Here is a 24,053-nt window from a genome sequence, read left to right as displayed (position 1 = left end):
CGCGGCTGGACTCGCCGGGCATGTAGTGCAGGCGGCGCGGGTGGTGGTCGGGCAGGCGCATGTAGTCGCGCAGGGTTTCGGGATGCAGGTCAAGCAGATCTGCAGCGCGGGGCACAGCGTAGGCCGGGTCGGGAGTGGGCGTGTCGGCCAGCTGTCGGCGGGCCTCGGCGGCGCAGGCCTTTTCCAGCGACTCACGTACCCAAGCGTGGTTATCGGGCATTCGCACGGTGATATGCAAGCCGTCGGGGGTAGTTGTGGTTAGCTCCGTCATAGCTGAGACTTGCCGGGGTTGCCCGTTTTAGGATATTGCTCGGGATAGTAGCGGCCGGCGGGTGCCGGCAGCGGCCCGATTGCGCGGCGGTAGTCGATAATGCGGACGAGTTGGCGGCTTACCTCGGCGGCCACGTCGGTATTGAACTCTACTATCTTCCAGAGCACCCACTTGTATTCAAGCTCCGTCAGGAAGTCGCTGTTCAGGTGGCCATAGATTTCTTCCTTTTGAGAGTAAGTGGCAAAATTATATTCGCCGAAGAAGGTAGGCCGAGGGCAGCCTTGGAGGGCTGCTTCGAGAGCAGCAGTAGCCTCGTGTGGAGCCTCCCGCAGGTGAGTTGCGCTACTCATTGGGTGAGGTGGCCTGGCCGCTGAGCTGCGTGAGGTCATGCTGTACGGCTTGGCTGCCGGCCTCTTTGATGAGGCGCACCGCCTCAGCAACAGCCGGGTGAGTAGGCTTGGCCTTCTGCAATGCCTTTGACACGGCAGTATGAGACATTTTGAGCGAGCGGGCAATGCTGGAAATAGCGCCGTGCGGCAGCAATGTCCGTAGGGTAGCTGGCGTGCCCATAGTTTCAAGTGGTTGCATTTGAGTTTAGTTCTGTTACCTTTGATACAATTAAACGGCTTAAATGTAGGTAAAAGTTACCAAACGTTACAAAATGTCTACACTTGAACGCAAAAAACTTAGCTCTGTTAGTCCCATGCCCGCTTTGAGCATGGCTGAGCGGCTAAAGGTGGTTCGGCAGGCCCGCGGCCTGACGCAACAGCAAATGGCTGACCTGCTGGAAATCTCCCGCCCTACGGTGGCGCAGTTAGAAGGCGGCCGGCACCAACCGAGCAATGAAGTGTTGGAAACCATTATAGCCGAGCTGGAAATAAGCCGTAACTGGCTTTGGTTTGGCAGTGGCCCGATGGAAGAATTTAGTCCGGTGGGCGGCAACGTCCAGATATTGGGCGACCTGGAGGAAACGGATTACCTGGATGTGAAGCTGGTAACCTGTAAAGTGCGCGGAGGCTTTATGGACTTGATGGACGAACGAGGGCTTGAAGCCTACGAAAACTTAACCAATGTGCGCATCTACGACCCTACGCCGGAGATGCGGAAGCCGGGGACGCTGGGTTTCGAAATAGATGGCGACTCGATGGAGCCGCAGCTTCGCTCAGGAATGCGGGTTGTGGGCGTTCGGGTAGGCCTCGACAATGTGAAGTATGCCACCAGCGGAGTGTATGTCGTAGCCTTCTCCGACCAACTCACTATCAAGCGCATTAAGAACAATGATATTCTGGAGCGCGGGATGCTGATGCTACATGCCGACAACCCTCTGGCCGGCAGTCTGCCAATAGCAGCGGCGGACATTCGGGCAATGTGGAGGGTCAGCCGGATTATTTACGGCGACGTGATATAAGTGTAATCTAATCGAAACCGGGACACAAACCGGGACGAATTTAAGCATAACACGGTTTTACAACGTTTTATGAGGTTTGCGCGGTCTCAGGAGGGAGCGCCACTACCTAGAATGCCCGCCCTAACCGGCGGGCATTCTTCGTTTAAGCCATACGGGCGCGTTTGGCAGTTCGGTTAGACCGAGACCCAACTTGGGGTAATGGCCAATTCGATGCTGGTGCATCTGGCAGACGCAGAACTGCTGGCAGCAGTGGTTCTTTGCTGTCAGCGCTTAGGCACTACATACAAGTAGTAAAGGCGCTCAGAGGGACGGAAATAGACATTACTTCAGTTCCAGCATTACCACCGATTGCGGCGGGAGTTCCACTGTTAGGTTGCTGCCGCGTTTCTTGGCGCCCGTGAAGTTGGCCAGCTTCACTTTGTTGGGATTATCGAAGGAGTTGTAATCGTTGATCTTGGCGGAGGTTAGAATGCGGCCAGATACGTTTTTCCAGGTTACGCCGGGTAAGGCGGTTTCCAGCTTCAGAGCCTTTTTGGTATCTAAATTTACCAGAGAAATATGTACGGCGCCGCTGGCGTCTTTCGAAGCGGAGGCGTTGAGGGCCGGAATTTTCTGGTTGCCGAGCACGTAATCGGGGCTGGTGAACTGTAGGGGGAGCAGTTGCGCATCCTGATGGACTTTGTAGAGGTCGAAGACATGGTAGGTGGGCGTGAGCAGCATCTTCTCCTTATCGGTGAGGATGACGGCTTGCAGCACGTTTACGGCTTGGGCCAGGTTGGCGCCGCGCACCCGGTCGCAGTGGTTGTTGAAGATGTTGAGCGTGGTGCCCGCTACTAGTGCATCGCGCAGAGAGTTTTGCTGATACAGGAAGCCGGGTTCGGTACCGGGCTCCACGTCGGTCCACACGCCCCATTCATCAACCAACAGGGCCACTTTCTTTTCGGGGTCGTACTTGTCCATGATGGCGGCGTGGCGGGTTACAATGCCGTCCATTTTCAGGCAGTTTTGCAGGGTACTGAAGTACTGTGCCTCATCGAAGCCAGTGGCGGGGCCTTTCTTTTTCCAGTCGCCGGTGGGTAAGGTATAGTAGTGCAGCGTGAGGCCCCACATCTGGCTGAGCGGGATTTTCTTCATGCACACTTCGGTCCAGTTGGCATCGTCGCCATTGGCGCCGCTCACAATTTTTTTCAGGGGTGGCGAGGCCGGGTAGTTGTGGGCGAAGGTGGCGTAGCGCTTGTACACGTCGGCGTAGTACTCGGGGGTCATATGGCCGCCGCAGCCCCAACTTTCGTTGCCGATGCCCCACCAGCTTACTTTATAGGGCTCGGGATGCCCGTTTTTCCGGCGTTCCAGCACCAGCGGCGTGTCGTCGTTGGCGTTGAGGTATTCCATCCAGCCGGCCATTTCCTGCACCGTACCGCTGCCCACGTTGGCAGCGAGGTAGGGCTCGGTACCTAGTAGCTGGCAGAGCTCCAGAAATTCGTGGGTACCGAAACTGTTGTCTTCCACCGAATTGCCCCACCACATATTCAGCATCTTGGGCCGTTGCGCCGTGGGGCCAATGCCGTCGCGCCAGTGGTAAGTGTCGGCGAAGCAGCCGCCGGGCCAGCGCAGGTTGGGCACCTTGATTTTGCGCAGCGCCTCCACCACATCCATCCGAATACGGCCTTGCTTGGACACGTTCAGCTTGTCGTCCACCCAAAACCCATCATAAATGCAGCGGCCTAGGTGCTCGGCAAAGTGCCCGTAGATGTGCTTGCTGATTTGCAGCTTCGGGTCGCCGGCCTGCACGGTGACGGGTATGGCTTGGGCAGTGGCAGTAGTAGGCAGAACCGGCGCTAGGCCAGCCAGCAGCCACACCCGACGCGCCCAAGAACCGAGCAGCAGGGGCCGCCACGCAGTTGCCTGGAAGCTTCGCAAGTTGCGGTTAAGCGAGAAGTTGATAGCCAATGCCAAGAAGAAACCACCCATCAGGATGGCGTAGTAAGTGGGAAAATTGGGAAGGAGGGCCACAGGCAGCGGGGGCTAGAGAGGTAGAAAATCGAAAGCTTATTTGACGGAGAGCTGCGCCCGGACGGCTTGGCTGGCGCCGAGTTCCTGGCTGCGCTTGGAGGGCAGTGCGCCACCCACCGCAATAGTAACCGGGCCCGTGGCTGCTACGGCTTTGCCTTGCGCATCAACGAGCATCAGCTGCTCGGGCGTGAGCGTGAATTTCACGGTGGTGCTGGCGCCCGGCTGCAAGGCCACGCGCCGGAAGTTCTTCAGGGCGTAGAGTGGCGTTTGGCTGCCTTTGCGAGCCGTGTGCGTCACGTAGAGCTGCACCACTTCCTCGCTGGCCGCTTTGCCGGTATTGGTTATCTTGACTGCTACCTCCACGGGCTTGTTGCGGGCCACACTCTTCGGCAGTTGCAGGTCGCCGTACTCGAACCTGGTGTAGCTTAGGCCGTAGCCGAAGGGATACATGGGCTCGGCCGTCATGTAGCGGTAGGTGCGACCCTGCATGCCGTAGGCCTCGTAGGCGGGCAGTTGGTCGAGGCTCTTGGGAAACGTGATGGGCAGCTTGCCGGAAGGCGAAGTTTTGCCGAAGATGATATCTGCCACAGCGTTGCCGCCTTCCTCGCCGGGGTACCAGGCCAGCACTACGGCGTCGGCCAGCTCATGCACTTCCTGCAGGTCCATGGGGCTGCCACCCGTGATGACGGCCACAACGGGCTTCTTGTTGCCGGCGCGCAGCTTCTTCAGAAACTCGATCTGGTTGGCGGGCAGATTGTAGTCGAGCTGGTCGCCGGCGTGGGGGGAGGCAATGGCTTCGCCCTCCTCCCCTTCCAGCAACCCATTGATGCCTAGTACCACAATGGTAGCATCGGAACCCTTGGCGTCGCCGGTGGTCCAGTCGATGGGGTTCACGTTGGGACGGTCGAGCAGGATGCCAGGCTTGTATTGAAGCTGGCTGCCGGGTTGAATACCAGCTGTGAGGCCTTCCAAAATAGTAGTTATCTGGCCATTGACGCCGTAGTAGTTGCCGAGTAGCGCATCTACGCTGGCGGCATTGGGTCCGGTCACGAAGTAGGTAGGCAAGTCGTTGCGCAGGGGCAGCACGCCGTTGTTTTTCAGCAGTACTATCGACTTTAGGGCTACCTCCTTGGCTAGCTGCCGGTGCTTGTCGCTGTTGATGACGGACACCGGAATGGCGTCGTAGGGGTTGGTGTTTTGAGGGTCGAGCAGGCCGAGCTTGAACCGGGTGCGCAGGAGCACGGCCAATGAGCTATCAATCTGTGTTTCCTTCACTAGGCCTTGCTTTACCGCATCGACCAGCGCGGTGTAGGTGTCGCCGCAGTTCAGGTTGACGCCGCGCTGCAAGGCGAGGGCGGCCGCTTCCGTTTTGGTTTCGACCACTTTGTGACCCTGGTACAGGTCGTCGAGGGCGCCGCAGTCGGATACTACGTGGCCGCGGAAGCCCCACTCTTTGCGCAGCACGTCATTGAGCAGGAAGGTATTGCCGCAGCAAGGCTCGCCGTTGGTGCTGTTGTAGGCGCACATCACGGCTTCTACTTTGGCATCGACCAGGGCTTTGAAGGCGGGCAGGTAGGTTTCGCGCAAGTCTTGGGGGCTGGCTTTGGCGTCGAATTCGTGGCGCAGCTTTTCGGGGCCGCTGTGCACGGCGTAGTGCTTGGCGCAGGCCGCTACTTTCAGGTACTTGGGGTCGTTGCCTTGCAGGCCTTTCACGAAAGCCACGCCCAGGCGGCCGGTGAGCGTGGGGTCTTCGCCGTAGGTTTCCTGGCCCCGGCCCCACCGAGGGTCGCGGAAGATGTTGATGTTGGGCGTCCAGAACGAGAGCCCCCCGTATCTGAGCCGGTAGTTTTTGGCTACGGCCACGTTGTACATGGCGCGGGCCTCATCGGAAATAGCAGTAGCAACGCGCAGGGCCAGATCCTCATCGAAAGTGGCCCCGAGCCCAATGGCCTGCGGAAACACCGTCGCCCCGCCGGAGCGGCCCACGCCGTGCAGGGCTTCGTTCCACCAATAATAAGCGGGTACGTTCAGGCGGGGCACGGCCGGGCTGCTGTCCAGCATCTGGCTGACTTTCTCTTCCAGCGTAAGCTTGGAAAGCAAGTCGTTGACGCGCGCGTTTAGGGGTTGAGTGGGATTAAGATAAAGGGCTGTTTGCTGTGCATGCGCTTTGGGCAAGGCCAGCATTGCCAGTAGCGGCAGCAGCAAGTAGTTTCTCTTCATAAGCGGCAGGCAGGGCAGGTGGGAAGGCTACTTTTGACAGCAAGTAAAGCTAATCCCAAAATACTACCAACCTAAAAGTGAATTGGTAAAAGGTGAGGCTGCTCAGGATGAGAGGCTAGAGCAACGAGCTAGTTCGTTGCTCTAGCCTCTCATCCTGAGCAGCCTCACCTTTTACCTTTCACGGATGAGCAACGCTGCGGTACGCTGGAGCTGGCGCGTCTGGTCTTGGAGTTGGGCGAGCAGGCGCTGCTGCTCGGCATCAACCACGGTGGCCGGGACGGTGCCGGGGCGGTGGTGGGCGGTGACGAGGTCGAGAGGACCGGTGGAATCGATGCGGGGGGTGCCGTCGGCGGTTTCGTAGCCTTCGAGGCGGTGCGCCATGTCGTTGAAGGCGCGCACTACGTCGGCAAACTCGTCGTGGTGCGAGGGGAGGCGTTGGGCGTAGTTGCCGTCGGCCACGCGCCGGATACCGGCGGTGAGCTCCTGAATGGGCTTGGTAATGTAGTCGGGGAAGGAAAAGATAAACGAAAGGGTGGCCAGGATGCCCACGGCGGCCAGCAAGCCCAAGGTGCCAATCGTGCGGTTGGCAATGCGTCGGGTGCGCTCGGCCTGCTCTTCAATAGCCCGCAGATTCAACGTGCCCACTCGGTTTATTTGCTGGCGCAGTTGCTGGTACTGCCCCGCCTCGGCAGCGGCAGTAGAGGTCAGGTATTGCTGAAATCCAGCGGTTAGCGAATCAGCCAGCTCCTGCTCGCCGGGTTCGGTGATGTTGTTGCGCTCGGCCGTGAGGTAGCGTTGAAACGTTTGCTGCGCGGCCCTATTGGTACCAGCGCCGGCCAAGCGGGCATCGCGCAGGTCCGACAGGGCGTCGGACAAGTAACGGGAATAGCCAACCGAGCGGTAGTTGTCGCGCAAGGTGGCCGTCGAGTTGCGCGACAGTTGGTAGAGAAAATAAGCGCCTACTCCACTCAGCAGCAGGATAATCAGAAACAAAAAGCCCAAGCCTAGCGTGAGCTTCGATTTGATGGTGCGTTGCATGGCTATGAATGTTAATTGCTGATTGTTGATTGTCCTTCCGACATTCCACGCATCAAGTGGAATGTCGGAAGGACAGCAGGGTTACGCCTCTAGTTTAGAAGCTACAGGTAAAGTAAAGATGAAGGTGCTGCCGGCGCCTAGCTCACTGTTCACCCATAGCTGGCCGCCCTGGCTGGTGATAAACTCGCGGGCAATGCTGAGGCCGAGGCCCGAACCGCCTTTGTAGCCGTTCTTGTCGGGAATCTGGACGAAGCGCTGAAAGATTTTTTCCTGGTATTGCGGCGCGATACCGGGGCCGCTGTCTTGTACGCTTACTTGCACCTGCTGGCCGTCGGGCGCCAGGGTGGCGTAGATGCGGATTTGCTCCTGTTCGGGCGAGTACCGGATGGCGTTGGCCAGCAGGTTGAGCAGCACCCACGTCGTTTTCTCGATGTCGGCGCGCACGGGCGGCAGGTCGCCGGGCGCTTCCAAGGCGAGGCGGAGCTGCTTGGGCTTGAGCTGCAACTGAATGGTGTCGGCGGCAAACTGCATGATGTCGTGCACCTGGCTCGGCTGGAAGTTGAGCTGGATGTTGCCCGACTCCAGGCGCGAAACGTCAATTAATTCTCCGACCAGCTTGAGCAGCCGTTGGTTTTCCTGCTTGAGCGTAAGCACAATGTTCTGCTGCTCGGCATTGAGCGGCCCGACTTTGCCGTTTTGCAGCAGCTTCAAGCTGAAATTGATGCTGGAAAGCGGCGTTTTCAGCTCGTGCGAAACCGTGGCCAGGAAGTTCGATTTGGCTTGGTCCAGCTTCTTGAACTCCGAGATGTTACGCAAGGTCAGAATCGAACCCACAAATTCCTTTTTGTCAAGGGCTTCGTTGAAGCTTACCACATCATGCACGCTGAGGCGGTAGTAGGCTTCCTCGCCTTGCTGCGCAATGGTAAGCAGCGGCGTTTGCTGCTCGCGCTTGGGCGCAGGCACATCCAGGTGGCGCAGCATCTCCCGAAACAGGTCGTTTTCGGCGGCCACTTCATCGGCCCGGCGGCCCACCAGCTTCTCCGAGGGCACGTCGAGCAAGGCGCTAGCCACCGGATTAACCACAATGAGGCGGCGGTTTTGGTCGATGAGCAGCAGGCCTTCATCCAGCGTATCGACGATGCTGGCTACGCGGTTGCGCTCGGCCATCAGCTCGGCCAGCGTGGAGGTGCGGTAGCCTTGCAGCTGCACCAGCATGCGGTTGAAGCTCCGGCCCACGGCCGCAAACTCGTCGTGCCCTTCCACCGGAATCGAGGCCGTAAAGTCCTGGTTGGCGGCGTGGTCGATGCTGGCCGAGAGCTTGCGCAATGGAGTTACCGCCGATTCGGGCACGCTCAGCACAAAAAACAGCATGATGATGCCGCTGAACACCAGCATCGACAGCGTGTAGCGCTGCACCTGCGTGGCCGTCTTGTGGGCGGCTTCGTTTTTGCGGCTGATGACGGCCATGTTCAAGCCAACCATGCGGGCCGTTTCGTGGCGTAGCTGCTGCTCCTTGGGCAGAATCCGGCTCAAGTAAAACGCCGCCGTGCGCGGCTCTGTCGATTCGGGGTCGAGTAGAAGCTGGAGGTCGTCGAGGTTGCGGGTGAGGTTATCGACCATACTCTGCTCGCCTTTCTCGGTTACGTTGCCGGCCTCGCGGGTGAGGAGCTGCTGAAACTGCCGCAGCTCCCGCGCCACCCGGGCATCGTAGCCCGCGGGTATCGTGCCACCCACATAGCGCTGCTGCTGCAGCCGCGACAAGGTGTCGAGGGAAGCCACCATCTGGTGACCTAGCTGCACCGAGTAAAAGTTGTCTTCCAGTACGCCTTGCGTCGTCTGGCCTAAACGCTGAATGGAGTACAGCGTGTACGCCCCCACCCCGCCTAGCAACAGCAGGACGGCCAGAAACCCTAGCGTAATTTTCGTTTTCAGGTTCATGATTTGTTGAGGCTTGGGAGCTTAGAGTCTTAGGGTCTTAGAGGCTTGGAAAAGAACGGTCATGCTGAGCGAAGCCGGAGGCGAAGTCGAAGCATCTCGCTAGGGTGGTAATCCCCTTTGTTGGTGCAACGACTTCGAGCGAGATGCTTCGACTTCGTTGCACTGCGCTCAGCATGACGTTCTATTTTCAAATACAAAGTCTAATACGTTACCAGGTAAATGTCGAGGTCTTGGTCGGTGCGGGCTACTTCCCGAATCAGGTCGTTGGTGACGCCGCGGCGGGTGAAGCCGCCCCACCAGCCTTTCTCACTGGTAACGCCGCAGATAAGCAACGAGACTCCTTTTTCGGCCGCTATGCGGGTTACTTCCGCTACTATATTATCGGCTTTCACCCTAAGAATTTGACCGCCTAACTCGGTGGCCAGTTGCAGGTTGTTGATGAGGTGCCGCTGCGCCGCCAGTCCCACGTTATCAGCCGATTCGGCCGAGGTTTGCACGTAGAGCACGTACCACCTAGCCCCGCCAAGGCGGTCGGCGAGGCGGGAGGTCTTGCGGATGATTTCCTTGGCCGCAACGGCGTTGGAGTTGATGCAGGCCAGTAGCCGGTCGGCGTTGCGTTGCTGCGGGGCCACGGCGGGTGCCCCGCCCGCGTCGGTTTCAATCTGGCGGCCGAGCTGGTTGGCTACTTCCCGCAAGGCTAGTTCGCGCAGCTGCAACAGCTTTTCGGGCTGGAAAAAGTTTTGCAGCGCCGTCGGCACCTTGGTCATCTCATAGATCTTGCCTTCCTCGAGGCGGGTGCGCAGCTCGGTTACGGTCAGGTCCACGTTCACTACCTCGTCGGCCAGCTTGAACACCTGGTCGGGTACCCGCTCCTGCACGTCGGTGCCGGTTATTTTCAATACTTGGTCGTGCAGGCTTTCCAGGTGCTGAATATTGACGGCGCTAATCACGGAAATGCCGGCCTTCACCAGTTGCTCCACGTCCTGCCAGCGTTTTTCGTTGAGGGAGCCGGGCACGTTGGTGTGGGCCAGCTCGTCGACTACTACCACCGAAGGCCGGCGCTGCAGAATGGCCTGTACGTCCATTTCTTCCAGCATCCGGCCTTTGTAGAAAATCTGCTTGCGTGGCATCACCGGCAAACCTTGCAACTGCGCCTCCGTGCCCGCCCGCCCGTGCGTCACCACGTAGCCTAGCACCACATCCACGCCGTGCTGCAGCAGGTCGTGGGCTTCTTGCAGCATGCGGTAGGTTTTGCCCACCCCCGCCGCTAGCCCAATATAGATTTTGAACCGCCCTCGTCGTCGCTCCTGCACCAGGCGCAGAAACCGCTCAGCAGACCGGTCCCGAACATCATCGGCGTTAGGCTCCATGGGTGAATGAGTGATTGAGTGAAGTGGCGACTACTTGCTTGGCGCTAAAGCTAGAAAGACTAGTGTACTAGTTCCCCTCCTCAGCTGAGGAGGGGCTAGGGGCGGCTGACCGACGTTGTTTACCTCGAACGTCCTGCTTCGACTGCGGCAGCGCACCCTGGCTTGAGGCGCCACCTGCGGATGCCAGATCAAGCATAATGTTCGAGGTAAATAGCGCTTTCAATTAAAACGAAATGGCGATGCTGGAGGTGATGTTGCCGTAGCTGTCCGAGGTGTTGCCGTTTTCTTGCAGGAAAATCCGGTCTTCGGCATCCAGCACGCGGCCTTCCACGCGGAAGAGCACGTTGCTGGTGGGAGCGTAGTCGAGGTTGAGGGAGGCGCCCTTTACTTCGTAGTTGGCGCTGCCAGTGGTGGGCGCAAACGAGTTGATGATGACGCCCCGGTCGGCGTAGTAATACTCGCCGCGCAGGGCGGCAGTCCACTTGTCGGCCAGCTTATAGCGCAGGAAAAGGGCGCCGGTGTGCCAGGTATCGTCTTTGCCGCCACTTTCCGCTTTTTCCTGCTTGCCCACGTCAAACACGCCCGCCACCGAGAGGCGGTCGGTGGCCGCGTAGGTGATGTAGAAATCGTGGAAGTAGCGCCGCCGACGGGCCGAATCCTGCGGCTGCTCGTTGCCGTAGAAGGTACTGCTGTTAATGAGCAGCTTGTCGGTGGGTTTCCACTGGATTTGGGTGCCAATGGCTTTTTTCTGGTTGTTTTCGCGGATGTTCTGCCAGCCGTTCAGCACCAGGCCGGTCAAGGTCAGCTTGGGGCCAACCTCATAAGTGAAGCGCACCCCCGACTCGTAGTAGGGCGAGTTTTCGGCCATCAAGGAGCGGGTCAGGGTCCAGTTGTCTTTGCTGATAGCCGACTCGAAGCCGATGTGCGAACCGAAAATACCAGCGTCCAGCCACGCCTTTTGAAACGGCCGGAAACCGGCGTAGGCTTCGTATATGTGCTTGAACACTTGGTCTTCGGCGGCGTAGTTGGCCGTCACGTAGGAGCCGGCGTGCAGGCCGATGGCGCCGCGCACCTTGTCGTCTTGGTAGCGCATGCCAATGATGCCTTGGTTGACGGTAAACTCGTTTTGGCGGTCGTGCGAGTACAGGAAGCCGGGGCGGTCCTGCGTATTAGCGTGCTTGAAGTCGTAGCCGTAGTAGCCGTCCACGAAGCCATAGAAAGTTAGTGGGTTAGGCGTCGCCTCAACGGGGGCGGCGGGCGGCGGCACGGCCAGAGCGGGGTCGGTGGTGGGCGTGACTTGGGCCAGGGTGGTGCCGGTAGCTGCGGTTAGGGCCAAGCCCAAGGTGAATAGGTGCTTCATGATGTTGCGCCAACTTTTAGCTGGCTGTTGAGTTGCCTCACCTCCCGGCCCCTCTCTCTGGAGAGGAGGAGGCAGACTGAACTAAATGGAAAAACGTGTAATCGGACGGTGTAGCGCGGAAATCCTGTGGCTTCCGTTCCGCGATGAGCAAAGCGAGTTCCTACGCGTAGGAGCCGCTCGGTGCGGTACCAGATACTCGCTTTGCTCGTCGCGGAACAGATTTCCTGTGGCTTCCGCGCTACAAATCGGGCGTTAGCGGGTAGCCGGGGCCAGCTCGTCCAGGGCCAGGTTCAGGCGCAGTACGTTCACGGTGGCAGGGCTGAAGCTGCCGCCTTCGGTTTGCTGCCGTACCAGCTCCTGCACGCGGCCAGGGGCCAGGTTGCGGGCTTTGGCAATGCGGCTCACTTGCACCAGCGCACCTTGGGGCGAGAGGTGCGGATCGAGGCCGGAGCCGGAGGCGGTAACCAGTTCGGCGGGTACTTGCGCTTTGCTTACGCCCGGGTTCTGCAGCAGGAAGGTGTCGAGGCGGGCTTGCACGGTGGCCAGGTATTCGGGGTTGCTCGGGCCTTTGTTGGAGCCGGCCGAGCCGCTGGCGTTGTAGTCTACGGCCGAGGGGCGCGAGTTGAAGTATTCGGGCTTGTCGAATTTCTGGCCTACGTTAGCGTAGCCCACTACGCGGCCCTTGCGGCTCAGCTGCACGCCTTCGCCGTGGCCAGGCGCCAGTTGCGCGGCAGCCCACACGATGGCCGGGTAGAGCACACAGCACAGGACAAGCATGGCGAGAGAAAGACGGAAAGCGGGAAAGAGGTTATTTTTCATGGTGGTTTTATTGAAAAGAGGAACGGTCGTGCTGAACACAGTCGAAGCATCTCGCTAGGGTGGTAAACTCCTCCACTTTGCTAAAGTCAGCACGCGAGATGCTTCCTGTCGTCAGCATGACATATACCACTGCAATGTCAGCACGCGAGATACTTCGACTACGCCTCCGGCTTCGCGGACGCTAGATGAAGCATGACGTTCTTGTTTATTTCGTTCTATAAATTAATCAGTTACAGAAACACGCCTACAATCAAGTCAATCAGCTTGATGCCGATGAAGGGGACGATAACGCCGCCGAGGCCGTAGATGAGCAGGTTGCGGCGGAGCAGGGCCGAGGCCCCGATGGGTTTGTAGGCCACACCGCGCAAGGCCAGCGGCACCAGCGCCGGGATGATGATGGCGTTGAAAATCACGGCGCTCAGAATGGCCGATTGTGGCGACTTCAAGCCCATGATGTTGAGGGCGCCGAGGGCCGGAATAGCCACCATAAACAAGGCCGGCACGATGGCAAAGTACTTGGCTACGTCGTTGGCGATGCTGAACGTGGTGAGCGTACCGCGGGTCATGAGCAGCTGCTTACCGATTTCCACGATTTCGATGAGCTTGGTGGGGTCGTTGTCGAGGTCGACCATGTTGCCGGCTTCTTTGGCGGCTTGGGTGCCGGAGTTCATGGCCACTCCCACGTCGGCCTGGGCCAGGGCGGGGGCGTCGTTGGTGCCGTCGCCCATCATGGCTACCAGTTTGCCTTGCTGCTGCTCGTTGCGGATGTAAGTCATCTTGTCTTCGGGCTTGGCTTCGGCAATGAAGTCGTCGACGCCCGATTTCTCGGCAATGAACTTGGCCGTGAGCGGGTTGTCGCCGGTGACCATCACGGTTTTGATGCCCATTTTGCGCAGGCGCTCGAACCGTTCCTGAATGCCGGGCTTGATGATGTCTTGCAGTTCCACTACCCCAAGTACCCGGTCGTTTTCACTGACTACCAGCGGCGTACCGCCGTTGCTGGCCACGGCGTCGGTGCGCTGCGTCACTTCCAGTGGGTAGGGCTGGTTGGCTTTCACGGCCAGCTGGCGGATGGCATCGGAGGCGCCCTTGCGGATACGGGTGCCGTTGGCCAGCGTCACGCCGCTGCTGCGGGTTTCGGCCGTAAACTTGATAAGCTCCGCGCCTTCCAGGCGGCTGCGCAGGGCCTGCGGGTCGATCTGCTTTTCGCGGGCCAGCTCCACAATGGATTTACCTTCGGGTGTTTCGTCGGTGAGCGACGAGACGGTGGCGTACTCAATGAACTCGCGCTCATCGACGCCGGGAGCGGGCCAGAAGTGGGTGGCTTTGCGGTTGCCGATGGTGATGGTACCGGTTTTGTCGAGCAGCAGCACATCAATGTCGCCAGCCGTTTCCACGGCTTTGCCGCTTTTGGTGATGACGTTGGCGCGCAATGCCCGGTCCATGCCGGCAATACCGATGGCCGAGAGCAAGCCGCCGATGGTGGTCGGAATCAGGCACACGAACAAGGCAATGAAAGCGGAAATGGCAATGGGCGTTTTCGAGTATTCGGCAAACGGCGCCAAGGTCACGCACACAATCACGAACACCAGCGTGAAGCCCGCCAGCAGGATGGTGAGGGCAATTTCGTTGGGCGTTTTCTGCCGCGACGCGCCTTCCACCAGCGCAATCATCTTGTCGAGAAACGACTCGCCGGGGGCGGTTGTCACCACCACCCGAATCCGGTCGGACAGCACCTTGGTACCGCCCGTTACGGAAGACTTGTCGCCGCCCGCTTCCCGAATAACAGGAGCCGATTCGCCGGTAATGGCCGACTCGTCGATGGTGGCCAGGCCCTCCACGATTTCGCCGTCGGTGGGAATGATTTCGCCGGCTTCCACCAGGAACTCCTGCCCTTTTTGGAGCTGCGACGACGACACGGAGCTGATGTTGCCGTTGGCGTCGATGACGCGGGCGGGGGTTTCTTCGCGGGTTTTGCGCAAACTTTCGGCTTGCGCTTTGCCGCGCGCTTCGGCAATGGCCTCAGCGAAATTGGCAAACAGCAAGGTCAGGAACAGCACCAGGAACACAGTGAAGTTGTAGCCGAAGCTGCCTTGGGCGGCGTCGGGTTTCACTAGCAGTCCGAGCGTCACGAACAGCATCACCACCGTCCCGATTTCCACGGTGAACATCACCGGATTGCGGAACATAATGCGCGGGTCGAGCTTCACGAAAGCCTGTTTCACGGCTTCGGAGACCAACTCGGGTTGAAATAAGGATTGAGATTTGGAGGCCATTTTGTGTGCTTACGGTGCCTCACCCCCTAGCCCCCTCTCCTTCAGAGAAGGGGAACTAGCCTCTAGTTTTCTAGAGTTAGTTTATTGTTTGGAAGGTGTGACAGTTGAATTTGTAAAAGCTAAAAAGCTATTCTAGTCCCCCTCTCTGAAGGAGAGGGGGCTAGGGGGTGAGGCGACTAGCTCCTAGTACAGTGAGAAATGCTCGGCTATCGGGCCCAAGGTTAGGGCCGGGAAGAAAGCCAGGGCGGCGATAATCCAGATGACGAAGAAAACCATGATGCCAAAGGTGGCGGTGTCGACGCGCAGGGTACCAGCCGATTCGGGGACGAACTTCTTGCGGGCCAGCAGGCCGGCAATGGCCACCGGGCCGATGATGGGCAGGTAGCGGGCCAGCAGCAACACGACGCCAGTGCTGATGTTCCACCACGGCGTGTTGTCGCCGAGGCCCTCGAAGCCGGAGCCGTTGTTGGCGGCCGAAGACGTGTATTCGTAGAGCATCTCGGAGAAGCCGTGGTAGCCGGGGTTGGCCAACCAGCCGCTCAACCCTTGGGGGTCGTGGGCGAAGAGGTAGGAAGCCATGGCCGTGCCCGTGAGGATGAGCAGCGGGTGCAGCAGGGCAATGATTACGGCAATCTTCATCTCGCGGGCCTCGATTTTCTTACCCAAGAATTCGGGGGTGCGGCCCACCATCAAGCCCGAAATAAACACGGCCACAATGATGAAGACGAAGAAGTTGAGGAAGCCCACGCCTACCCCGCCGTAGAAGGCGTTGGTCATCATGCCGAGCAGCGCGTTCATGCCCGAAATCGGGGTCAGCGAGTCGTGCATGGCATTGACCGAGCCGTTGGAGGTGACGGTGGTGGTGATGGCCCACATGGCCGAGGCTGGCGCGCCGAGGCGCATTTCCTTGCCTTCCAGCGAGCCAAGGCTCTGGTCGACGCCCATGTGGCTGATGGCGGGGTTGCCGTGCATTTCCAGGTAGATGGTCGGAATTTGCAGCAGCAGGTAGCCAGCTGTCATCACCCCAAACACCATCCAGCCGAGCTTGGGCCGGCGCAGGTAGTAGCCGAAAGCCAGCGCCATGGCAATAGGAATCAGAATGATGCTGATATTCTCGACAGCATTGGTTAGGTAGGTAGGGTTTTCGAGCGGGTGCGCGGAGTTGACTCCGAAGAAGCCCCCGCCGTTGGTCCCGATTTGCTTGATACCAATCATGGCGGCGGCCGGGCCGCGGCTCACCGTGGCCGAGTCGCCTTGCAGCGTGATGAGGGGCTGCTTGGCCTGGAAGGTCATGGGCGTACCCTGGAACGCCACCACTAGCGCCACTACCAACGAAAGCGGCAGCAGTACGCGCGTCACGCTCTTCACGAAGTAGTTGTAGAAGTTGCCGAGCTTGTCGGTGCTGCCTTCGCGCAGGGCGTTGAACACCACCACGCAAGCCGCCATACCGGCACCCGCCGTCACGAACTGCAGGAACATCAAACACACCAGCTGCGAGAGGTACGTTACCCCCGATTCGCCGGAGTAGTGCTGCAGGTTGCAGTTCACCAGAAACGAAATGGCCGTGTTGAACGCCAAATCAGGACTCATGGAGGGGTTGCCGTCGGGGTTGAGGGGCAATGAGCCTTGGGTGGTAAGCACCAGCATGGCCCAAAAGAACCACAGCAGGTTGATGGAAAGCAGCGCCACCAGGTGCTGCTGCCAGGTCATTTCCTTGTTGGGGTTGATGCCGCTGATGCCAAACAAAGCCCGTTCTAAGGGGCCCATAAAGTCGGACCAGGTACGGTCGCCGCGGTACATGGCGGCCATGTAGCGCCCGAGCGGAATAGCCAGCAGCACGGTAGCCAGAAAGATGCCCGTGATGCTGAGTAGTTGATTATTCATGGAGAGCAAGGAGTGAATGAGCGAATGCGTGATTGAGTGAGGAAAGCCAGGAGTAGGTCGCTCCATTCACTCAGTCACTCATCTAGTCTAGAATTTTTCGGGCTTCAGCAACACGTAGACGAGGTAGCCGAACGTGGCGAGGGCGAGCAGAAACAGGGCAATCATCATGGCAAGGGCTGGAATTAGATGTGGTCGAAAAACTCGACGGATTTGTAGAAGAGCCAGAAGCCGGCGCACCCGGCCAGGGTGAGCAGCGGAATCATAAGAGCAGGTGCCATAGGTGTAGATATTGTAAGTGACAGATTCTACTGCCAGCACTACCAAAGCCGGTCCGAATCGTAGCAACCCACCGAAATACAGCTCAACTCCCTGAATTACAGACGTATAATTTCATACCCTACGGTTCTGTTACCAGACCGGGCCCTAGCATTTTGCTAGGCTGAGGTAGCAGAACGCTAGGCCGCTTGCCCACCCGAACTAGTAGAATAGCTGACGCATCGACTCAACTGCGAGCAGCAGGACCTTAGGACAGCCTATAGTGGCGCTGCTAACGCGGGTTTGATGGAGACGCAGCGGCATGAGCTGCCGGGCAAGCTGGCAGCCTCGTAGCTGCGGCTGGGTTTAGGGTGCTGGCAGTACAGGCCGACGTTTTCGATATAGCTGCCAAGCGGGTATCGTCGAAGCGCAGCACTTGGCTCCTGGCGCTTAGCAAGCACAGGGAAATAACAACAAGCTCCTTTTGTGCTAATAGCAGTGGCCTATTCAGGCTTGAAAATCAGTAGGTCTTCCATAAAAAATTAGAATTACCAGAATGTTGTAACACCTGATGACCTCACTGATGCAAACGTTTGCCTAATTTGCTACCATCATAAAATCCCATCTAATCTATGCTGACAACTACCAGAATATGGCTTGGTGCTGCGCTTCTAGCAAGCTGCACCCTAAGCCCGGACGCCGCGCAGGCTCAAATGCCAGCGGCTTATCAGTGGAAAAACGTTCAGATCCATGGCGGCGGCTTTGTCTCGGGTATCATCTACAGTCCGGCCGAGCAAAACCTGCTCTATGCCCGCACGGACGTAGGCGGCGCTTACCGTTGGAACGTCTCCACCCGCACCTGGATTCCTATCACGGACTACCTCAGCCGGGATGAATCCAACTTTATGGGCGTGCTCAGTGTAGCGCCCGACCCATCGGACCCAAACCGGGTGTACTTAGCCACGGGTACTTACACGCAGTCGTGGGCGGGCCGAGGCGCTATTCTGGCTTCCAACGACAAAGGCAACACCTGGACCCGCTACAACCTCCGAAACAAGCTAGGCGGCAACGAAAACGGCCGTGGCACCGGCGAAGCGCTGCAAGTAGACCCCAACCTAGGCACTACCCTCCTGCTAGGCACCAGCAATGGCGGCCTCTGGAAAAGCACCAACCGGGCCGCCAACTGGAGCAAGGTCACCACCTTCCCGGTCGATACCACGCAGGTAGGCTCTAATGGCATCAGCTTTGTTCTTTTCGACAAGGCAAGCGGCACTACGGGCACTGCTACCGGCACCGTGTATGTGGGTGTACTGCGTACGGGCGCCGCGAACCTGTTCAAGACCACTGACGGCGGGGCCACTTGGGCCGCCGTTGCGGGAGCACCTACCACGCTCATGGCGCACCACGCGGCCCTGGCCGCCGACGGAACGCTGTACCTGGCTTACTCGAACGGCCCCGGCCCCAACGGTGTAACAGCCGGCGACGTAATGAAATATGTGCCGTCTACGGGTGTTTGGACCAGCATCAAGCCTAACGTACCGGTCGGCGGCGGCTATGGTGGCATCTCCCTCGACCCGCAGCGGCCGGGTACTATTGTGGTGAGTACTATCGACCGTTGGGGCCCCGGCGACGAAGTGTTTCGTACCACCGATGGCGGCGCAAACTGGCGGCCTCTGATTAACTGGCGCGCCACCAACAAGTCCAACCTCGACCACTCCCTTTCGCCTTCCAACGCCACTTCCAATCCGCACTGGATTGCCGATGTAGACCTCGACCCTTTCAACTCGAATAACGCGTGGTTCACTACGGGCTACGGCTTGTTTTCCAGCGGCAACATAGCCGCTGCCGACCAAGGCACCCCGACTCCGGCGCAGTGGAAGTTCGAGAACAAAGGCTTGGAAGAACTGGTACCCCGCGGCTTGATTTGCCCGCCCACCGGCGCGCCACTAGTAAGTATAGTGGCGGATATCGACGGCTACCGGCACGACAACCTCGACGTGGTACCCGCTACCCGCCTCACCCCGGAATATGGCACCAATGCCAGCATCGACTTCGCCGAGCTTTTGCCGACTTTTATGGTTCGCACGCACAACAACGCGGCAGGTAAATACGGTGCCTACTCAACCAATGGCGGCACCACCTGGACGCCGTTCGGCAACGCGCCGACGGTAACCGGGGGAGGTGGCAACATTGCCGTAGCCGCCGATGGCAGCCGGATGCTCTGGCAGCCAGATCCGGCCAGCAACCAAACAGTCGGGGTGTATTGGTCGACGGACCGCGGCACCACCTGGACGGCTTCGACGGGCATCACGCCAACCCGATTTGGCGGCAGCCTGCGTCCCGTTGCCGACCGGGTGAACCCGCTGAAGTTTTATGTGTATGATGCCATAGCCGGGCGCGTGCTAACCAGCACCGACGGGGGCGTCACGTTTACGGCAGGCGCTACCACCTTCATCAGCACGCCTGACTACCTGCTCGGCGACGCTACCCTTCGGGCGGTGTTCGGTCGGGAAGGCGAGCTGTGGCTGACCTTTCCTGGCACGTACGGCACTGACCCGCGCGCGGCTCTGTATCGTTCTACCAACTCCGGGGCAGCGTTTCAGGAAGTAACGAACGTAGCGCAAGCCTCGGCCGTTGGTTTCGGTAAGTCCTCGATCAGCACTGGCTATCCAGCTATTTATATAGTAGGCACGGTAGGCAGCACCTACGGTTTCTACCGCTCCGATGATACGGGTGCCACGTGGGTGCGCATCAACGATACCCAACACCAATTCGGTTACGTCGGCATTATAGTGGGCGACCGGAACGTGTACGGGCGCGTTTATCTCACCACGGGTGGCCGGGGCATTGTGTACGGCGAGCTAACGCAGCCGCTGTCAACCACGCAAACCACGAAAGCCGATGGCCGCTCGCTGAGCGTGTACCCCAACCCTGCTAGCAACGGAACCTTCCAGGTAGCCTTAGCTGGTTTCGCACCTGGCGAAGCGCTACAGCTGAAAATCACGACCACAACGGGCCGAGTGGTATATCAGCAGGGCATAACCAACCAAGGAAGCAGCACGCTGGCAACCAACGTTCAGGTAACTCAAAAGCTACGTGCTGGCCTCTATATGGTACAGATAACCGGCAAAAAAGGCTCGCTCACCAGCAAGCTCGTGGTGCAGTAGGTTTAGGTGGCGCCATAGCTTCACCGGCGTCTACAGGTAATAAAAAAGGGTTCTGCCGTAGCTGGCAGGACCCTTTTGCGTTTTCTGGAAGTACCGGTACCGCCCCTACCGAAACGACAGGGGCGGCTTATGATGTGCTAGGCGACGGATACAGACCATGAGAAGTCTGTCCTGCTGAGCTTGCCTTAGGCTACTTCGCGGGCACTTCTTCGCGCACGAGTTGCAGCTCCGGGCGGGCGGGAATAACCAGGGGCACGTTTTCGATGCTGACGTTGCTGTTGTCGAGGCCGAAGCTTTCCTGCTCGGATACGCCTAAGTGCTTGAGCCGCTCGTAGAGGTTCATGACGGTGCTCAGCAGGCCGCGCAGCAGGTAGCGGGTGGGCAGGGTTTTGTTGAGCAGAATGAATTGGAAGTCGCCCACAATTTCGTTTTTATTGAGCGACTCGTAGCGCGAGGTGATGTCCACTTCCTTGTTCTTTACCAAATCCGTAACCACCTGCCGAAACATGATGTTGATGGCGTGGTCGACGCGGAAACCAAGGCGGAAATCGATGCGCACCAGCTCGTTGGGCATAATGTGCTGCACGGTGTAGGTGGTGGTGTAGGGGTCGTCGGTGGTTTCGACGTGGATGAAGTAGTACACGTCGGCCCGCTTAGGGCGCTTCATGAAGATGCTGTAAATCACGCCGTTTTCCACGCATTTCGGATTGTCCGATTTGGTGAGGTACACCAGGTGGGTGGCGTACTTGGGAACCGAATGGTCGTTGCTGAGCTCCTTAAGCATGGGCAGGTACTCGGCCAGGTCTTTGAACTCGGTTAGCTCGTTGCGCAGGCGCTGCCCCCGAATCCAAATCAGCATCACCGACAGCATGATGGAGGCCAGCAGAATGCTCAGCCAGCCGCCTTCCGGAAACTTGCGCAGGTTGGCCACCAGAAACGAGCCTTCGATGGTGAAATACACCACCACCAGCAAGCCTATCCAGAGGACACTAACCCGCTTGTAGTACAGGTAGTAAGCCAGCAGCACCGTGGTCATGAGCATGGTGAGCGTGACGGCCAGCCCGAAAGCAGCTTCCATGTTGCCTGACTCGCGGAAGTAAAGCACCACCCCCACGCAGCCGACGTAAAGCAGCCAGTTGATGCTCGGCACGTAGGCCTGCCCACGTAGCTCGGTGGGGTAGCTGATGCGCACCTTCGGCCAAAACCGCAGCCGCAGCGCCTCAATAATGAGCGTGAACGAACCGGAAATCAGGGCTTGCGAGGCAATGATGGTGGCCAGCGTGCAAATGGCTATGCCCGGCAGCAGAAACCAGTCGGGCATTAGCTTATAGAACAGATTCTGGCCGGCCAGCTTCTGCCCCACGTGCTGCATCAGCCAAGCCGCCTGCCCGAAGTAGTTGAGGATCAAGCAGACCTTGACGAAAGTCCAGGAGAAGTAGATGTTGCCGCGCCCTACGTGCCCAAGGTCGGCGTAGAGAGCTTCGGCCCCCGTGCTGCACAGAAAAATGGCACCGAGCAGCCAGAACCCACCGGGCACGTTCACCACCAAGTTGATGGCGTAGTACGGGTTGAGGGCCTTGAATACGGCCGGATAGTGGAGCAGCTGCACCACGCCAAGCACGGCCAGCATCGAGAAAAACACCAGCATCACCGGCCCGAAGAGCTTCCCGATAATGGCCGTGCCGAACTGCTGGAACACAAACAGCCCGGTGATAATGGCCAGAATAATAGGCACTGTATTGAGGTCGGGCTTAAGAATCTGCAACCCCTCAATGGCCGACGCCACCGAAATGGGCGGCGTAATGATGCCATCGGCCAGCAGCGCAGAAGCCCCCAGAATAGCCGGAATGTAGAGCCACTTTGTTGGCCGCCGCCGCAGCAGCGCGTACAAACTCAGGATACCGCCTTCCCCGTTGTTGTCGGCCCGCAACGCCAGCAGCATGTACTTCACCGTCGTGAGCAAGGTCAGGGTCCAGAAAATAGCGCTGACCGAGCCAAGCACCACTTCTTCCTGAATCGGCCCTCGTGCGAAAATGGCCCGCAACGTATACAGCGGCGACGTGCCAATGTCCCCATACACGATACCCAAAGCAATGAGCACCCCGGCCGGGGTGGCTACGTGCAAGTTTGCGCCGTGCGCAGGCGGGGCGGCAGGAGCGGACGCAGGAGCGGGTGCGGCCTGTGCGGCAGTGGTATTCGTTGATGCCATAGAAAGGAGTAGAGGCAAGTTCCAGGTTGAGCTTACGGCAAAGTGGTGAGTTGGGTGGCCTCACCCCCCGGCCCCCTCTCCATGGGAGAGGGGGCCGGGGGGTGAGGCGCGTGAGGCTCTACAGCCCATACTCCTGGATCTTGCGGTAGAGCGTAGTAAGTGCCACGCCTAAGATGCGGGCGGCTTCGGTTTTGTTGCCGTGGGCCTCCTGCAATACGCTGCGGATGTGGTTGCGCTCCATGCTGCGCAAGGTCCGCTCGTGGTCATCGGGGGTGCCAGACGCGGGCGGCACTACCACGTCGAATTCGGCGGGCAGGTACTCGGGGGTCAGCAGGTCGTCGTCGGCCAGAATGACGGCGCGCTCGAGCACGTTTTTCAGCTCCCGCACATTGCCGCGCCAGTTGTAGTGCGTAAGCTGCCGCAGAAAGTCGGCATCCATGCCGCGCAGGCGCTTGCGCAGCTTACCCGCGTAGAGCTGCAGGAAGTGGTTGGCCAGCGGCTCGATGTCTTCGCGGCGCACGTTGAGCGGTGGCACGGGTACTGTAAACACGGCTAACCGGTAGTACAGGTCGGGGCGAAAATGGCCTTCGTCGGCTTCCTGGCGCAGGTTGCGGTTGGTGGCGGCCACAATGCGCACGTTCACGCGCACGGGTTTGGTATCCCCAATCTTGGTGAAGCTTTGAGTTTCCAGTACCCGCAGTAGCTTGGCTTGCAGTTCCAGCGGCAGCTCCCCTATTTCATCCAGAAACAAGGTGCCACCGTTGGCTTCCTCCATCAGGCCGCGCTTGTCGGTCAGGGCCCCGGTAAAGGCTCCTTTTCGGTAGCCAAACAGCTCCGATTCCAGCAAATCCTTCGGAAAGGCGCTGCAATTGACGGCTATGAACGGCTTGGTGCACCGCGGACTTGCCGCGTGAATAGCTTGCGCAAATAGCTCCTTACCCGAACCCGTAGGGCCTTCCAGCAGCACTGTGCTGTCGGTGGGCGCTACGCGCAGGGCCAGGGCTTTGGCTTGGGCAAGCGGGGCCGAGTGGCCCACCATCGAATCAAAGGTGAACTGCGGGGCCAGCTGCTTTTCCAGCTCAGCTACGCGGCGCTGGAGGCGGGCTTTTTCGGCGGCCCGTTCCACTACTACTACCAGTTGGTCGTCGGAGTCGCCTTTGGTGAGGTAGTCGAAGGCGCCCGACTTCATGGCCTGCACGCCATCAGCAATAGTGCCGAAGGCGGTCATCAGGATTACTTCGGCCAGGGGCGCCACGGCTTTGTAGCGCGGTAACAAGCTCAGACCATGGCCGTCGGGCAGCTTCACGTCTGACAGCACTACCAAAATTTCTTGATTGTGCTCGCGCAGCAGCTCCAGGCCGCGGTGCGCGTCGGGCGCCATCAGCACGGTGTAGCCTTCCAGCTCTAGTACCCGGCCCAAAAGCTGGCGCAGGCTGTTCTCGTCGTCGATGATTAGAATACTGTTGTGAGGCATAAAGGAAAACAAGAAATCATCGACGGCCTTAGGCCCGCAAGGGTACGCAAAACTCAATTATCGCACAAAAGCCTATGCGGCCTTGGGCCGGTTGTTTGCCGCTTGGTTGAAGCACCTTTCGTTGACAGTCATGCTTAGAATACAAGCAAGAGCTCGACAGCAACTTAAGTTCTTTTAGTATGTACCTAGAAGGTAAAGTGGCCGTTAGCTTCCATCTACCAGTAGGTTTACTTATCTTAACCTCGGTTATGCAACATTATTTTATTTTTATTTTTACACTGACTTCACCCTGAGTATAGCCTTTACCGCCGTTTCCTGCCAGAAGCGTGCTTTTATTCACTAGTCATTTAT

Annotated in this window: 17 protein-coding genes; 2 read left to right on the top strand and 15 right to left on the bottom strand. The window is 58.9% G+C overall.

Going from position 1 to position 24,053, the window contains the following annotated elements:
* From VF639_RS17975 to VF639_RS17965, 3 genes are all read right to left on the bottom strand, one after another.
* Positions 1-271: MerR family transcriptional regulator (locus tag VF639_RS17975; protein WP_331147313.1), on the bottom strand; the 271-nt coding region annotated here is incomplete at its 3' end.
* Positions 268-621 carry a hypothetical protein gene (locus VF639_RS17970; protein WP_331147312.1) on the bottom strand — a complete coding sequence of 118 codons (354 nt, stop codon included), beginning with the start codon at positions 619-621 and terminating at the stop codon, positions 268-270. The genes VF639_RS17970 and VF639_RS17975, both read right to left, overlap by 4 nt.
* Positions 614-859 (bottom strand): hypothetical protein, encoded by a 246-nt coding sequence (locus VF639_RS17965; protein WP_331147311.1) that lies wholly within the window; start codon positions 857-859, stop codon positions 614-616. The genes VF639_RS17970 and VF639_RS17965 overlap by 8 nt, the downstream gene beginning before the upstream one ends.
* A 73-nt stretch (positions 860-932) precedes the next feature.
* Here VF639_RS17965 and VF639_RS17960 point away from each other — a divergent pair, with 73 nt between their 5' ends.
* A complete protein-coding gene (locus tag VF639_RS17960; RefSeq protein ID WP_331147310.1) occupies positions 933-1,679 on the top strand; it encodes a LexA family transcriptional regulator in 747 nt (248 codons plus the stop codon).
* Positions 1,680-2,000: 321 nt separating this feature from the next.
* Here VF639_RS17960 and VF639_RS17955 read toward each other — a convergent pair whose 3' ends face one another.
* From VF639_RS17955 to kdpF, 10 genes are all read right to left on the bottom strand, one after another.
* Positions 2,001-3,692, bottom strand: coding sequence for an alpha-N-arabinofuranosidase (locus tag VF639_RS17955; RefSeq protein WP_331147309.1), 1,692 nt, complete (start codon positions 3,690-3,692; stop codon positions 2,001-2,003).
* A 36-nt stretch (positions 3,693-3,728) separates the two neighbouring features.
* Positions 3,729-5,912 (bottom strand): glycoside hydrolase family 3 N-terminal domain-containing protein, encoded by a 2,184-nt coding sequence (locus tag VF639_RS17950; protein WP_331147308.1) that lies wholly within the window; start codon positions 5,910-5,912, stop codon positions 3,729-3,731.
* Between the two features lie 171 nt (positions 5,913-6,083).
* Positions 6,084-6,950 carry a sensor histidine kinase gene (locus VF639_RS17945; RefSeq protein ID WP_331147307.1) on the bottom strand — a complete coding sequence of 289 codons (867 nt, stop codon included), beginning with the start codon at positions 6,948-6,950 and terminating at the stop codon, positions 6,084-6,086.
* Positions 6,951-7,031: 81 nt separating this feature from the next.
* Positions 7,032-8,888 (bottom strand): ATP-binding protein, encoded by a 1,857-nt coding sequence (locus VF639_RS17940; protein WP_331147306.1) that lies wholly within the window; start codon positions 8,886-8,888, stop codon positions 7,032-7,034.
* A gap of 200 nt (positions 8,889-9,088) precedes the next feature.
* Positions 9,089-10,258: a sensor protein KdpD gene (locus VF639_RS17935; RefSeq protein ID WP_331147305.1), complete on the bottom strand. Its 1,170-nt coding sequence runs from the start codon at positions 10,256-10,258 to the stop codon at positions 9,089-9,091.
* 223 nt (positions 10,259-10,481) lie between these two features.
* Positions 10,482-11,618, bottom strand: coding sequence for a porin (locus VF639_RS17930; protein WP_331147304.1), 1,137 nt, complete (start codon positions 11,616-11,618; stop codon positions 10,482-10,484).
* A 252-nt stretch (positions 11,619-11,870) separates the two neighbouring features.
* Positions 11,871-12,437 (bottom strand): K(+)-transporting ATPase subunit C, encoded by a 567-nt coding sequence (gene kdpC / locus VF639_RS17925; protein WP_331147303.1) that lies wholly within the window; start codon positions 12,435-12,437, stop codon positions 11,871-11,873.
* 230 nt (positions 12,438-12,667) lie between these two features.
* The gene (kdpB, locus tag VF639_RS17920; protein WP_331147302.1) at positions 12,668-14,713 is read right to left on the bottom strand and encodes a potassium-transporting ATPase subunit KdpB; all 2,046 of its coding nucleotides are present in this window, start codon (positions 14,711-14,713) and stop codon (positions 12,668-12,670) included.
* 183 nt (positions 14,714-14,896) lie between these two features.
* A complete protein-coding gene (gene kdpA, locus VF639_RS17915; RefSeq protein ID WP_331147301.1) occupies positions 14,897-16,597 on the bottom strand; it encodes a potassium-transporting ATPase subunit KdpA in 1,701 nt (566 codons plus the stop codon).
* Between the two features lie 87 nt (positions 16,598-16,684).
* Entirely contained in the window at positions 16,685-16,762 is a 78-nt protein-coding gene (kdpF, locus tag VF639_RS17910; RefSeq protein ID WP_331147316.1) for a K(+)-transporting ATPase subunit F, read from the bottom strand.
* 722 nt (positions 16,763-17,484) lie between these two features.
* On the opposite strand from kdpF, the gene VF639_RS17905 reads away from it, so the two are divergent.
* Positions 17,485-20,019 carry a T9SS type A sorting domain-containing protein gene (locus VF639_RS17905; RefSeq protein WP_331147300.1) on the top strand — a complete coding sequence of 845 codons (2,535 nt, stop codon included), beginning with the start codon at positions 17,485-17,487 and terminating at the stop codon, positions 20,017-20,019.
* Between the two features lie 190 nt (positions 20,020-20,209).
* Here the strand turns inward: VF639_RS17905 and VF639_RS17900 are convergent, their stop codons facing one another.
* Entirely contained in the window at positions 20,210-22,228 is a 2,019-nt protein-coding gene (locus tag VF639_RS17900; RefSeq protein ID WP_331147299.1) for a KUP/HAK/KT family potassium transporter, read from the bottom strand.
* A gap of 118 nt (positions 22,229-22,346) precedes the next feature.
* A complete protein-coding gene (locus tag VF639_RS17895) occupies positions 22,347-23,702 on the bottom strand; it encodes a sigma-54-dependent transcriptional regulator (RefSeq protein ID WP_331147298.1) in 1,356 nt (451 codons plus the stop codon).
* Positions 23,703-24,053 lie beyond the last annotated feature (351 nt).

Source organism: Hymenobacter sp., assembly GCF_036387835.1.
GTDB lineage: Bacteria > Bacteroidota > Bacteroidia > Cytophagales > Hymenobacteraceae > Hymenobacter.
This window is presented reverse-complemented; position numbering and strand designations above follow the sequence as displayed.